The organism is Colwellia echini (genome assembly GCF_002843355.2).
GTDB classification, from domain to species: Bacteria; Pseudomonadota; Gammaproteobacteria; order Enterobacterales; family Alteromonadaceae; genus Colwellia; species Colwellia echini.
In genome coordinates, this window is the sequence record NZ_PJAI02000004.1 from 139,895 (window position 1) to 153,763 (window position 13,869).

A 13,869-nucleotide genomic window follows, 5' to 3' on the forward strand; every position below is an offset into this window, starting at 1 on the left:
CTATTAACCTCCCATTTTGAAGTCAAGTCGAACGGTTAAGCCTGTTTGACGAAGGGCTTTACCTTCTTCAACTTTCGGTTTGTATTTCCACTTCCTAAGAGCGCGTCTTGCTTCTTTATCAAAAATACGCTTAGGCTCAGCTTCAATAACCTCTACATCTTCAACACCACCAATTTCATTGATAGAGAAAGATAATACAACATACCCCTCTCTACCATCTCGAGCAGCATCCATAGGATACTTAGGCTCAATCCGTACAATTGGTGTTGCATCACCATCTCTACCTATACCAGCTCCAGGAGCAGATAAACCAGTAGACGCACCAGCCATTTGCACACCTGGCATGTTAAAGCTTAAACCACTAGTATTATTATTGGTTTCAGGCTCTGGTGTAGACTGCTTTGGCGGCGCTTTTGGCGGCGGCGGTGGCGGCGGCGGTACACGTCGACGCTGTTCTGTTGCAGACTTAGGCGGCGTAGTATTTACTTCTACTATAATATTTTCTTGCTGCTCTTCTTTGTTTCTATCACCGCTAGAAACAAGGAAAGCCATAAAAACAAATAAGCCGAAGGTAACTACAACGCCTAGTAGTATTGATACTAAAAAGCGAACCATATATTACCCCTTCGCAGCCGCGATAGAAATTCGGTCTATACCAGCCTCTTTAATTGCATCCATTACTTTTACAACGACACCATGTTTGGCATCTTTGTCAGCTTGAATAATTACAACATCGGTAGGCTGTTCGGCAAGTAATTTTTCAATCCTTGCACCAACACGCTCAATGTCTACTCGACCTTTGTCTAACCAAATCTCACCATTATCTTTAATTGCAACAAAGATATTGGCATTTTTTTGCGTTGATTGGTTAGCCGCTTTAGGTTTATTTACTTCAATACCAGCTTCTTTTACAAATGAAGTGGTTACGATGAAGAAGATCAGCATGATAAATACGATATCAAGCATCGGTGTCATATCAATTACTGCTTCTTCGGATTCACGAATACGTTTACGTGCCATGAAAATATCTCTCTAGTGATGAGGCAAACTGTCAACCAGTTTAGCCTTTGCTAGTTTAACTTTAGCGTCTAATCTTGTGCTAAAAAACACACCTGATAATGCAGCTACCATACCCGCCATAGTCGGGATTGTTGCTTGCGATATACCAGCGGCCATTAAACGCGGATTACTAGTACCTTGTTGAGCCATAACTTCAAATACGCCTATCATACCTGTTACTGTTCCCAGTAAGCCGATAAGAGGACACATTGCCACTAATGTTCTAATGGTTATCATGCGCTTTTCAAGTAACTCGTCTGCTTCGGAGATCCAAGTCTCTCTAATTCTATGTGCATACCAAGATGTTGTATCTTGTCGTGCATCCCAACGAGAAACGATATCGTCTCTCAAAGCTGGGTACACTTTTGATAAGAACAAAAAGCGTTCTACCATTAATATCCACATTAATAAGAGTGCGAAGGCAACAACGTAAAGTACGTTACCACCTGTCGCAACAAAACCCCTGACAGATTCCCAAAGCTCTATCAGGAATAACATTATTTAGACCCCTTCTCTGCGATAGCAGCAATTAAACCAGCGCTTTGCTCATCTAATTTTTGTAATACCGACTTACTCTTACCAGCCACAATAGAGTGAACTAAGATAAGTGGTAACGCACAAATCAAACCTAAAGCAGTTGTTACAAGTGCAAGTGAGATGTTACCAGCCATGATTTTCGGGTCACCCGTACCAAACAATGTAATAGTTTGGAAAGTCATGATCATACCGATAACGGTACCTAATAGACCCATTAGAGGAGCTATAGCAGCAAACATTTTGATTAAGCCTACACCACGGTCAACTTGAGGTGTTTCACGAAGGATAGCTTCATCTAATTTCAATTCTAATGTTTCAGCATCGGCTGATTGATTATCATAGAAAACTTTAAGTAAACGACCTAGAGGGTTGTTTTCATTTGGCTTATCAAGGTTTTTCTCTTGTGCTTTAATTTTAGAGCTCATGCCACCTAAAACAATTAAACGTTCAAGAGCGATTAACAAACCAAGTACTAATAATACTGTGATTGCATAACCAACTTCTTTACCTTCATGGAAGAATTCTTCAACAGTCTTCTTGCGTGTTTCTAAAGATAAGATACCACCACGTGAAGGGTCAAGGTAAACACCAGTGTAACCACCAGTAGTTTCGAAGAAGTCACTAGCAGTTTCAGTAATGAAACCTGCAGGTTGCTTAGGTAACGGTTGAACTTGACCAACTTCATCGTTGTAAGTTAAGTAACCGTTCTCTGACACTAAGTTAAATGTACCTATACGAGTAATCGTTTCAGTAGTTTTAGTACCATCTAAGTTAGTTACGTCAACACTGAACTTTGAAACTTTACCAGATTCAGTCATTTCAGTTTGTAAAGCAAACCATAATTCTTCAAGGTCAGAAATAGCTGGGATTTCTTTTGCGTTAGCTATGCGGTTTAACGCTTCGCCACGACCTGGGAATTCAGCACTTACAATTGAGGTACTGATTTGACCAAAAGCATCAGCTGCTGCTGCACGTGAAACACCAAACATTTCACCTAAAGTACCGGTAGCATTGTCTAGTTCAAGTTCTTTTTGTGCTAATTTAATTTCATTAGCTGCGTATTCGCTAGTTAAACGATCGTTACGAGCGTTTTGGTCTGCTAATTCTTTTTTAGCTTTCGCTAATAAAGCGGCTTTATCTGCTTTAGCAGATAAAAACTCAGCTTCACGTTTTTTATCAATAGTAGCTTCTGATACACGATCTGCTTTAACTTTTTTCAATAAATCGTCTAACTGATTCGCTTGTGTTGATGCTACAAAACCAGCTGACATAGTTGCTGCTAGCAATACAAAATTAATAACTTTTTTCATTATTTTGCTCCTGCTGCAAATACTGGTAATTTAGTTAAGTTCATTGGAAGTTGTTTACGTGCCATACGAATAGCATCTGTAACAGGTTTTAGGTAATCATCACCTAATTCTTCCCATAAACGTGTTTCATTGTTCCATAACCACGAATGCTTAGCATCAAGTGATTGAGCAACAAAAGCAACACGCCCCATATGAACGAAATCAGCAGTTAATGTACGACCACCAAGATCAATTTCGCCTTGATATGCATCAAAAATAGTACCGTAACCAGCTTCTATTTCATACGCTTCAAGTACTAAACGGAATTGCTCAGATGTAGTAACATTTGAGTCATCCATTACTGCATGAAGGTTTGCAACACGCTCTAAACGTCGTTCAAGGTTCATTGGAACATCTAAGCTAATGAACTCTTCGAGTGATGCAATCATGTCGTACATAAGTGGTACAACACCTTGCTTAACTTTATCAACACCGTCGATTTGTTTTTGCAAAGATGCGATGTTTGCTACTTGATCATTCACCATGCGTTGAACATGGTCATTATAACCGCGTAAAACTTCGCCTTCATCTACAGTATTACGATATTCCGCAATAAGATCTTGCGTTTGTTCGTAAATGCTATTGACTTTAGCTTGTGACTTTGCGGCTTGCTTGAAGATTTGTGCTTCAGCATTTTGAAGGTCTGTTAATGCATCAGCAGCAGCTATATTGCTACCTACTAGCGCTAGTGCGCCAACCATCGCTGTAGCGATGAGGCTTTTCTTACTTACTTTGGACATAGTTCCCAACCATTGCTATTTTAATTTTGATAACTCGAATTACAAAAAATTTTGATAATCCGTTGCTTACCTCAAATATAAAAGTCTGTCTTTTTAATATAACTTTTTATGAATACAACCTATCAATAGTCCCAAATGACGGCTGCGCTGTCAAGGTGAGACTTAAAAAGACTGTCTTTTGTGTTTTTATCAACCTATTACTAGCGATATTTTCGCCAATTTATAATTAAAGCGAGAATAAATGTAATATATTAATATAAAATATCTTCATAATTAGCGAAATTTCTTAAGTTTTGGTTAATGTCTTAGTTAATATTTCATTAAGTAAAACCCACGACTTAAGGGACAAAAATTTTGCCTAGTGATGTTTTACTAACATCTTCGTACTAAGTCAACTTTATTTGCTCTAATTGCTAAATAAACCGACACGTTATTTTTCGATTATGCTATAAAAAAACCTACTATAAAGTAGGCTTTTTGTTTAACACAGCAGTTTATTAATTAATGTTTAAAATTAGCAGTTAAAATCTTGCCGTTGCATTTACATACAAATATTGTCCTGCTAAATCATAAGAATAATTAATGGTATTTGCATCATCATAATTTGATAAATAAGGAGGTTTAACATCAAACAAGTTACGTGCCCCTACAGATACATTATAAGTATCATTAATATAATAAGTACCTTGAATATCTGTATAAACAACAGAGTCTGCTACTGAATCTAATGTTGTTTCGTTTGCGTTAATGTCATCACCGCTAGATTGATAGCGGAAAGTCACATTAGTAGCATAACTCTCTGTGGCAAAACTAAAACCTAAATTTGTTCTCCATTTAGCAAAAACAGCTGGACTACCTTCCCACTGATCTGCTGCAACCATACCTGCTGCTTCAATAGTTTCACTACCTTCAGTAATCATATAATTATACGAGATAACATAAGTCCCATTTAATGAAGTGGTAAAACTACCGTTAGCAAAGTCGATATTATAAAGAAAGTCAAAATCAATACCTGATGTTTCAAAAGTAGATAAGTTCGCATCACTAACTAAAATACCTGAAAGCACACCAAGTACATTACGACGTGGTGATGTATGATGAGGCGGGGTATCTAATGGTCCATAATCAGTACCTTTAAACAACTCACATAACGGATTTGAAAAATCTACGCTGTTATAGCATTGACTTGCAACATTATTAACACCAGCGGTGCCGATACCCTGTTCTATTTTAATATCAAAATAATCGAATGCCATATTAAAGTTTTCTATACCAGAATAAACTAATCCAACAGTGATACTTTCTGATTCCTCAGGAGTTAGCGCGGAGTTACCACCAATAATAGCATTCGATTGAGAGTCTGAATCAAAATCGCTTGGTAGACCATCAGCGGTACAATTAGCTTTTAGTATTTCATTATCGCTTTTACCATATTCCCAACACGGGTCGGTATAAGCAATTGCCGATTGCTCCTCTGGTGCATATAGCTCAGTTACACTTGGTGCTCTTAAGCCTTCTGCGAATGTTGCTCTTGCTAATAGTCCATCAACGGGTTCCCATTCAAGACCGAACTTTGTATTTGTTGTGGTATCTTCTTGGTTACTATAATCAGATGCTCTTACTGCTGCTGTAACAGTTAGACGTTCAGCAAAAGCTAAACCAGAAAATAACGGTAATATAAACTCAGCATATATTTCATCAACGCTGTATCCGCCTTCCGTTCTTTGCCCACTTTGGCCATATACTTGGCCTAATGCTTCTGCACCATCAGGTTCGTTTAAATAATATTCAGTTCGACGTTCATAACCTGCAGCCCACAGGATAGCGCCACCTGGTAATTCAATGTCACCAAAATCCCCTGTTAAGTTGGCTAGAAATTGTGTTGTTGTACCTTTACGAACAGGTGAAAAGGTAACTGTCGCAAATGTATTCTGCTCATCCGTCATTGTATCTTTAGCAAATGGGTTCCATAAACCAGGGCACTCTTCATCAGCATCACATAACTCTGGGCTTAATAAAGTTTCCGTATTTGGGCGATTTAACTCACCTTTGTTAATACGTGCATCAATAAAGCGAGAATAATTATAAGAAATATCCCAGCCCCAATCATTGTCAAACTCGCCTTGCAAGCCTGTTACTACACGGTAATCATTGGTGTCTTGCTCAAAAGAACGCCCACCACCTTCAGTGATACGGCGGTTAACAGAAACATCAACACCGTAAATATTATCAGGGTGTGCAGCTGGAACAGGTGCACTCCAAAAAGTTGCTGCGGGAGCCATTTGTTGACTTGATTGACGATTTGAAAAACCAGCTTCGGCAAATAATGCTATTGAATTAGATACTTGATAATTAGACGCTGCATTTACAGAGAAAATTTTAACCGGTGTAACTAAGTAGCTTGTTGAGGCATAGTTATAACCATAATCTGCAGTATTATACGAAACGCCTTTGCCATCTAGCGTTACATAGCTTGAACCAACGGTAGAATCATCAGGTCGTTTATCACCTACTATTTCACCATTAATTGGTGTGCCAAGTGGTAAATTCACAAGGCCGTAAGCCGAATGACCTGACCCCCCACAATAAGTTGTTGAGCCCACGCCATCATCCCACAAAGGGCATACTGAGAAATCTCTATCCGCTTGAGTTATTGCTTCACGATCAGTGTAATCAATTGAAAACACCACATTGCCTTTAGCATTTGAAGTACCTGTTACAACAGAGAATTTCTTTATATTACCATCACCGTCTCCAGTAACATCGTACTGACCGGTAATATCTAAGCCTTCAAAATCGTTTTTAGTAATAAAGTTAATAACGCCGGCAATGGCATCCGAGCCATAAATAGTTGAAGCACCATCTCGTACTACTTCGATACGATCAATAAAACTTGTAGGAATTGAGTTTAAATCTCCGGAGTTAAAGCGACGACCATTAATAAGTACTAATGTGCGACCAGCCCCTAAGCCACGAAGCGAAACGGTTGCTAAACCAGCACTAGCATTATTAACATTAGAACCTAACTGTGCACCATTCATTGCTGGAATTTGTTTAATAAAAGTATCTAACGAAGTGGCACCTGAAGCGAGAATATCAGCTGAAGAGTAAACAGTAATAGGGCTTGCTGCTTCGAGATCTGTACGGGTAATACGCGATCCAGTTACTTGAATTTTTTCTACTTCTTCTATACCTTCATCTACTGCAAAAGATGAGGTTGAAATTACAGAGGCCGCGCTAGCGCCAAACAACATAGCGATACGGATCGCTTTAGCTACTTTACTACTGTTATACATTTATACTCCCTAGTTCACCAAAGTGATGGGTAATTGTTTGTTTTTAAGAGCCAAGATATTTTATCTGGTTAAATATATTTCCATGTTTAGTTAATTATATTTCCGTATGTTATTGAGTCATAAAGCCCTCATTATAAAGATAGTAAACGGGAAAGACACAAACCGTCAACAATCGTTATACTTACTTAAAGGCTTTTACAAATATTATCACGCTATTTAACCTGAGTTCAGGATAAGAAAATGCTACAACAACCTTAATTACCCATATTACTTCGTTATGAAGGCTCCCAAAACAAGTTATTGGCTTCACTTTTCTGCCTTGTACTACGAATAATTAAAACTATTGTAGAGATAAAACCCTAAGTAATTGATATTATTACCCTACTCACCTTCATTATCCCGAACTCAGATTATTTATTTAAGCTAATTTGGCAATTACTTACAGTATTTACCTCACTTTAATTTAAAAAACCTTAACGTTAATACTTCGAAATTAACTAGTTAATTAACTATCTCATAATATAACAGTACGAAAATTACGGAGATACTCCCCCCAGAGCATAATCAATACAACCTTAAAATACTTACAAAAGCATAACAAAATATAATTGCTCTATTTCTACAAAAATTTACTCAGACCTGAATCAGTATGGCAGTATTAATTTTGTTTACTACTGATATTTCTTTACTCCTAATTACGTTATAATTATCTATCAAAATCACTAGAATTATCGCTCCTCTATGCGCAATCCTCAACATGAAGTAGCTATTGGTCGCTTATCAGCCTTGCTTGATCATATACTTGATCAAGCGAAAGAAACCGATCTGAACAATAGCAAACAAAAATCTCATCGATTGATTGAAAACAACAATCTATTTTCTGAGCACTTATTTACCACACAAAGCGATAAAATATCTCACTATGTTGAAGAAGTTAAAAATAAATTAAATGAGTTTTCTCGCTTATATAGTGTCAGTGCTGACAATATTAATAGAACTGAATTTGCTAAATCGTCCTTAGGTAAAATTGAACAACAAATATCAGGGTTAATGAATGCCATCCAAGCTAACAAACCTATGCATCAAGCTGCCCAAGTAAGTTTCGACGCAAGAAAAAAAGTCAGACAAAAGACTAATCAAGCAACACAAGTAAAACAAAATGATCAATATAACAATTTGACAAAATCAGTCTTACTATCAAGTCATCAACTTTATCAACAATTAAGCGAACATCACGAATTTGAAAGAAGATTGATGGATATGGTCGCAGAGCGTGAACAGCAACGTATGAGAACAAAACCCGGCAATAACGAACAGTTATCGCAAGAGGTGCTCGCTTTACATCAGCGTCTTGGCCGTTGCCGTAAAGCAATATCGGTTATCGAACGAAATATCGAACTTGCGGAAAAAAACAACCTAAGATGACAATTAATACCAGTACTATTTAAGTAGATAATTTATCTTGCACCTAGATAAATGGCCAAATGCAAGCCGTTTATTTTTATAACTACTTGTTATAATTATTAAATAAATAACGAGCTAGTTAGATATTTTAACCAGTATAAATGTTCATATATTAAATGGAGTTGGTACAAATCATCACCTTATATATTCGCATTTTTAACTAACTCAGGTTACTCTTGATAAGTGTACCGTGATGATAATTATTTTAACGAGGCTTTATGAAAATTTCAGATGACATTCACAACTATTATGAAAAACTAGTTATGCAGCACTTTGAGGAAGCAAAATTTGACGAGAAATATGATGCAGATTACATTGCTGACTTAGTCTGTGTCGTTTTAAATCAGTTACCTACTCGTTACATACGACACGAAGTTGATATGGCATTTTATCTCCCCCCTTCCGAGCGTTTCGATATGGAAAACAGAGTTAAAAAAGCGATAACTAAAGCGATAGAGTTTATGAATATTAATCAACTGAATAAATCATAATACTTGCTGTAAACGTAAACAAGTTAAGTATATAGCTTTAGCTTATAATTCTACTTAACCGTATTAGATGCATCTACTAACTTTCAAAAGATGCATCATCAAACAGATATTATGTTAAACAAAACACCTTATTACCACCAAGCGCTTTAGCTTTATTCAATGCTCTGTCAGCTCTTACTTGAATAGAGCGAATTTCATTATCATTTTCTAATAAAGTAGAAATGCCAATACTTAAAGTTAATGGTATTTTAGTTTTCCCTGTTGAAAATAAATGTTGCTGCACAGAGTCGCTAATATTTTGTGCCAAAGACTTTGCACTTAACATGTCATATTCAGGCAATAAAATACAAAACTCTTGCTGACTAACCTTTGCTATATCCCCTTTGTTATACAATTGTGCATTCATTAGTTTTTCTACATGTAACAGTAACGGTTCTTCGATTAACGAGCCATGCTTTTGATAAATACTACTTAGATTATCAATGTACACACAAAGCATTGATAGTTCCTGCTGATTATTTTTAGCTTCTTCTAACAACGCCTTACCAAGTATGTAATGATTTTTCGAATTCAGTACATCAGTTAAAGGGTCTTTATTAGCTAAATAATGTAACTCTCTACTTTGTTTACGTAATTGCTTTCTGTGCTTTTCCATTTGTTTAGCAAAAGCAGATAAACTTAATGAGAAAAAAATGAGGGCGATAACTACACTGACAAAGCTTAATTCACTATAAGTTTCCTCAACAAAAGCTTGAATCATACCTAAGCCAATAATTGCACTTATTGTTAAAGTATAACCGGCTAAAACACCACTTAGCATATAAGCATAAAAAATAGTTAGGAAAAACCATATAGCTCGAAATGCATCTTCGGGAACATTAATGATAGCGGCGATACAGCCAACATAACAAAGGGGTAAAAAAAGACTACAAGCAGTTACAAAACTAACCACTCTTTTTTGTAATATGATAAAGAGTATAAAGTTGGAAACAGAAAAGAAAAAATTAAAATCTCGCTGGGCCGTGCCCATATCATGCAAGCCAAAAACATTTAACAATGCAAATACCGCAGTGAGCGATCCAGCAATAGCCATGATACGTAATAATAAACTGCGCTTAAAAATAGAGTCGTTATTATCTAACATCTCCGGGGTTGCAAGCTCTAATGCTGCGTCGTCAGTTTTAGGGAAAAACATCTTGTTGGTCATATGTTCAATTTACTTCAGGTGATTTACTTTAGATATTATTTTAAATTTATTATTATTATTATTATTATTAACATTAAGCAGTATACCTTTATTATTTACTGCAGTTAAAGACTCAAGATCACATTTACAGCTAAAATAACGACAGCTCGCTATTAATTCATTACTTTTTGATAATTAGCACTTCAATTTCTATACGATCAATATGCTGTTACCCATATTATTTTCCATATATTTTCAAACAACCGTTAAGCAGTGATTGAAAAATATAATCAACTCGAATTGGTAATAGGTATCATAGACGTATGATTTTAAAATATTATATATCAGACTTTATAGGTAAGTAATTTTATAGATAAGAATGCGTTGTATAAGAGATATCACAAAAAAATTAAATGTGATCTAAACTTGCTAGACACTCAATGTAAGCTCTAGCTAAATAATATAGAAATAAGTGCTTATTGAGATACTAAAAATTGGGTGGCGACCCAACCAGCCACACCTCGGCACATGAGTCGTCTGCTGCGGTTGCTTCCTTCCGGACCTGGCCGAGTTCACAGAGTATCATTGCGAGGGGACCGAAAGGGTCACCATAGAGGCTTTAAAAAAGTACTTATATCTTTAAAGCGCGCGAATTATCGCTAATGACAACAATAGATGCAAGCACAACTTGCCAAAACACATTTACTTGTTGATTTTTTGAACTTATTAATTAAGTTTAGCCGCTACTAATTTGTTTTCGTCACGCGTTTAGCTAGTTTTTCATTAATTTCTAATAAAACTGATTTAATAATCAATAAGTTTTCTTTACCAATGCGTAGTAAAAGTTTATCGCTATCAGCTAAACTTTCTAATTGAGGGTCTTGGTATTTATACATAACGCTGCTTCGGGTTATTTTCATATCTGACTGTGGTAACTCCATATCAAGTACGCGTGTTATGGCATCTTGTAATGTATAAGTAAAGTCATCTTCATAACCTAGCTCTTTATACGCTTCATCAACTAATGGTTTAACATCCATATACATTTTTACTAATGTAGTGCTGTCAACTGAGCGTAGAAGATCGACATAAAGATCAAAGCGCTTACTTGTTTTACTATCCCATTGCCAAACGTTATTCTTACCATCTACACTGCTAGATTTTTCATCAACTGAAAAATTTTCACTGGGTTGAACAAATAAACTGTGATCGTAAGCGACTAACCCTTGAGAAAAATTATCCGTAAACACAACAAAACGACGAATAATATCTTCAGTTACAATTAATGAGAGTAACTCATTGCGCCATGTTAAGTCGGGTAGTTTAGCCTTTACCCAAAGATCACTTTCATTAATTTTGGGTAGTATTATTTCAACTTTCTCAGTGGTAACAGTCTCTGGAACAATAATATCAACCTCGTCGATTACAACGTCTGAAGGCATATCTACCGTAACATCAGGTTCATCAAGCAATATAACTGGCGCCTGAGTGACTACCTCAGCTTCATTTGTTTGCTCTTCGTTATCCATATCGCTTACTGAAAACTGCCATATGGCTACAATGACTACAAGAACAGTGACAATTAAAATAACCAGTGGCCCTGAATTTTTCTCATTTGAGCCTTGTTCTACTTCTGGTGTCGGTTTTGAGTTATCCATATATATCCGAAATAAATTATTAAATGCTTACTGTGAAATGACTATTGCAATGTATTTAAACTTGAAGTGCAACCATCAATTCGATTTTTTTACTGATAAGTTAGTTACTACTTAAAACTAGCTTATTTCGACAAAATTTAAAAGCTAATTATGCGTATTTTAATGCTTATTTATGTGTGATTATTATCCTAATTCTGCGTAGATATTTCAGTAAATTCATAATCTAACATATTAGACTTACTGTTTAGACTTGTTGAAATAAGTTTGCAGTTTTGTAGGGCGTAATAAAAAGAATTAAAGGCAATGCTTTTGACTCGCAAATATCTGATATAAATACGTTAAAATTAATAGTATGAATGACTTAACCTGATCTCGGGATAATGAAATTGTAAAGTATAACAATATCAACTATTGCTATTCACGTATCGACAATAGTTTTAGTTATTGTCCTTCAAGGCTAGAAAAGGCTGTTGTAGCACTTTGCTTATCTCGAACTCAGGTTACTTGGCTTAGTTAGCTTACTTAGGTTACTAATAATCATAGCCTTTATTGCTAAGGGCAAGTGGCACTAACTAAGCTTTGTGTTATTTATACTTAAATAACTAGAGCAATAACGATTTGTTAGTTTTTAATTGTGCTTTTACTGATGTCATATTCACGGAGCTTATTTGCTACCGCAGTATGGCTCAACCCCAATTTTTTCGCTAATTGTCTGCTGCTTGGGTAAGCGGGATAAAGTTTACGTAATATATCGGCTTCGAAGTTTTTCAGAGCAGTTTCTAATGTACCTTCAAAATCTTGCTCTAAATAACCATGCTCACGCGAATATAAAGGTAATGGTAAATGCATTATCTCAATCACATTGCCTTCAAGTAGGGAAACCGTACTTGTTATTACATTTTCTAGTTGACGAATATTTCCAGGCCACGGGTAGTGTTCAATGAAGTCTCGACATTCATCACTGATTTTAAAGTTGTTACGACCAATTTTTTGTGCTGCTTGAGCAACGAATAATTCTGTTAGTGGTAAAATATCAACTTGTCGCTCTCTAAGGGCAGGAATAGAAAGCCCAAAAACGTTCAATCGATAATAAAGGTCTTCTCTAAACTCCCCTATCGATACTAAATTTACTAAATCTTTATTGGTTGAGCTAATAATACGAACATTAACGTTCACTTCTTGCTCTGAATCTACACGTCTAAAACTACCGTATTGGATCACTCGTAACAATTTACTTTGTAACTTCGCTGACATTTCGCCAATTTCATCGAGAAAAACGGTACCACCGTCAGCTAATTCGAATATGCCGCGTTTACTCTCCGCTTGATCTTTTTCTCCCACACCAAACAATTCAGATTCAGCTACATCGTCTGGCAATGCAGCACAACTCAATGTCATAAAAGGATTATCCGAGCGCTCACTTGCAGCGTGACATGCTCTAGCAAGTAGTTCTTTGCCTGTGCCTGTTTCGCCCATAATCAAGATTGAAGCGTCAAGTGATGACATACGCTTAGCTTCACGAATAACTTTTCGCATTTCACTTGAGTCAGCTTGAATAGCTGAGAAGGGAGTAGTATTTTGTTGCTGAATTTTATGCCTTGTTCTGGTTTCATCTGATAAATCAGACAGTTTTTCAATCGTTAAAACATCATCAATCAGCTTTAACGTAGCGATTATATGATCTTCATCATGCGCTTGTTCTATGTCCTTTCCACTAATAACAGTAACAACAATTTTATCTTCTTGAATAAACTCGATGAAAGTAATGTTGATTTGCTGCCCTAAAGAGAGGCCTAGGATATTTTGTGCTACGACAATTGGCTGATGACAGGTAATTTGCAAACGCATTAAAGGGCCTTTTTTAAATAATACTAACGATTAAATTGCTGCCCAGTTAAATTAGCAAAGCGAATATTGGGTGTTAATCTATTAACTCGTTACCTTAAACGTAAACTCTAAGTAGTATAACTTTGAGTAGTATAACTTTGAGTAGTATAACTTTGAGTAGTAAAGTTTTAAGTATCGTCTTCACAAATATAAACTAATAAGCGATGACTCAACAATTGAAGAATTGTGTATCAGCAATTAA

The 13,869-nt window shown here is 36.1% G+C and carries 11 protein-coding genes and 1 other RNA gene; 2 read left to right on the forward strand and 10 right to left on the reverse strand.

Translation table 11 applies throughout. The features are described 5' to 3' along the window. Positions 1-3 precede the first annotated feature (3 nt). The 6 genes from CWS31_RS05550 to CWS31_RS05575 form a co-directional block, all read right to left on the reverse strand. Positions 4-615 (reverse strand): energy transducer TonB, encoded by a 612-nt coding sequence (locus CWS31_RS05550; RefSeq protein WP_101345184.1) that lies wholly within the window; start codon positions 613-615, stop codon positions 4-6. A gap of 3 nt (positions 616-618) precedes the next feature. Further along, positions 619-1,020, reverse strand: coding sequence for an ExbD/TolR family protein (locus tag CWS31_RS05555; RefSeq protein WP_101345185.1), 402 nt, complete (start codon positions 1,018-1,020; stop codon positions 619-621). Positions 1,021-1,032: 12 nt separating this feature from the next. Beyond that, positions 1,033-1,557: a MotA/TolQ/ExbB proton channel family protein gene (locus tag CWS31_RS05560; protein ID WP_101345186.1), complete on the reverse strand. Its 525-nt coding sequence runs from the start codon at positions 1,555-1,557 to the stop codon at positions 1,033-1,035. Beyond that, positions 1,557-2,906, reverse strand: coding sequence for a MotA/TolQ/ExbB proton channel family protein (locus CWS31_RS05565; protein WP_101345187.1), 1,350 nt, complete (start codon positions 2,904-2,906; stop codon positions 1,557-1,559). Before CWS31_RS05565 ends, CWS31_RS05560 begins: the two co-directional genes overlap by 1 nt. Continuing rightward, positions 2,906-3,685, reverse strand: coding sequence for a DUF3450 domain-containing protein (locus CWS31_RS05570; protein WP_101345188.1), 780 nt, complete (start codon positions 3,683-3,685; stop codon positions 2,906-2,908). Before CWS31_RS05570 ends, CWS31_RS05565 begins: the two co-directional genes overlap by 1 nt. A 521-nt stretch (positions 3,686-4,206) precedes the next feature. After that, complete coding sequence (locus tag CWS31_RS05575; protein WP_101345189.1) at positions 4,207-6,981, reverse strand: TonB-dependent receptor plug domain-containing protein; 2,775 nt, start codon at positions 6,979-6,981, stop codon at positions 4,207-4,209. 741 nt (positions 6,982-7,722) lie between these two features. Here CWS31_RS05575 and priC point away from each other — a divergent pair. Further along, entirely contained in the window at positions 7,723-8,406 is a 684-nt protein-coding gene (priC, locus tag CWS31_RS05580; protein ID WP_101345190.1) for a primosomal replication protein PriC, read from the forward strand. 257 nt (positions 8,407-8,663) lie between these two features. Further along, entirely contained in the window at positions 8,664-8,936 is a 273-nt protein-coding gene (locus CWS31_RS05585) for a late competence development ComFB family protein (RefSeq protein ID WP_101345191.1), read from the forward strand. 109 nt (positions 8,937-9,045) lie between these two features. Here CWS31_RS05585 and CWS31_RS05590 read toward each other — a convergent pair whose 3' ends face one another. The 4 genes from CWS31_RS05590 to CWS31_RS05605 all read right to left on the reverse strand — a co-directional run bounded on the left by CWS31_RS05590 (position 9,046) and on the right by CWS31_RS05605 (position 13,628). After that, entirely contained in the window at positions 9,046-10,143 is a 1,098-nt protein-coding gene (locus tag CWS31_RS05590) for a GGDEF domain-containing protein (RefSeq protein ID WP_101345192.1), read from the reverse strand. A gap of 484 nt (positions 10,144-10,627) precedes the next feature. After that, positions 10,628-10,724: signal recognition particle sRNA small type (gene ffs, locus CWS31_RS05595), an RNA gene on the reverse strand. 144 nt (positions 10,725-10,868) lie between these two features. Then, entirely contained in the window at positions 10,869-11,780 is a 912-nt protein-coding gene (locus tag CWS31_RS05600) for a DUF3014 domain-containing protein (protein WP_101345193.1), read from the reverse strand. 621 nt (positions 11,781-12,401) lie between these two features. Further along, positions 12,402-13,628, reverse strand: coding sequence for a sigma 54-interacting transcriptional regulator (locus CWS31_RS05605; RefSeq protein WP_246143384.1), 1,227 nt, complete (start codon positions 13,626-13,628; stop codon positions 12,402-12,404). Positions 13,629-13,869: the final 241 nt, after the last annotated feature.

Bases quoted from the DNA above. Each gene is read 5' to 3' on its own strand.
- CWS31_RS05550 (WP_101345184.1), bottom strand. From the start codon at position 615: ATGGTTCGCTTTTTAGTATCAATACTACTAGGCGTTGTAGTTACCTTC.
- CWS31_RS05555 (WP_101345185.1), bottom strand. From the start codon at position 1,020: ATGGCACGTAAACGTATTCGTGAATCCGAAGAAGCAGTAATTGATATG.
- CWS31_RS05560 (WP_101345186.1), bottom strand. From the start codon at position 1,557: ATGTTATTCCTGATAGAGCTTTGGGAATCTGTCAGGGGTTTTGTTGCG.
- CWS31_RS05565 (WP_101345187.1), bottom strand. From the start codon at position 2,906: ATGAAAAAAGTTATTAATTTTGTATTGCTAGCAGCAACTATGTCAGCT.
- CWS31_RS05570 (WP_101345188.1), bottom strand. From the start codon at position 3,685: ATGTCCAAAGTAAGTAAGAAAAGCCTCATCGCTACAGCGATGGTTGGC.
- CWS31_RS05575 (WP_101345189.1), bottom strand. From the start codon at position 6,981: ATGTATAACAGTAGTAAAGTAGCTAAAGCGATCCGTATCGCTATGTTG.
- priC (WP_101345190.1), top strand. From the start codon at position 7,723: ATGCGCAATCCTCAACATGAAGTAGCTATTGGTCGCTTATCAGCCTTG.
- CWS31_RS05585 (WP_101345191.1), top strand. From the start codon at position 8,664: ATGAAAATTTCAGATGACATTCACAACTATTATGAAAAACTAGTTATG.
- CWS31_RS05590 (WP_101345192.1), bottom strand. From the start codon at position 10,143: ATGACCAACAAGATGTTTTTCCCTAAAACTGACGACGCAGCATTAGAG.
- CWS31_RS05600 (WP_101345193.1), bottom strand. From the start codon at position 11,780: ATGGATAACTCAAAACCGACACCAGAAGTAGAACAAGGCTCAAATGAG.
- CWS31_RS05605 (WP_246143384.1), bottom strand. From the start codon at position 13,628: ATGCGTTTGCAAATTACCTGTCATCAGCCAATTGTCGTAGCACAAAAT.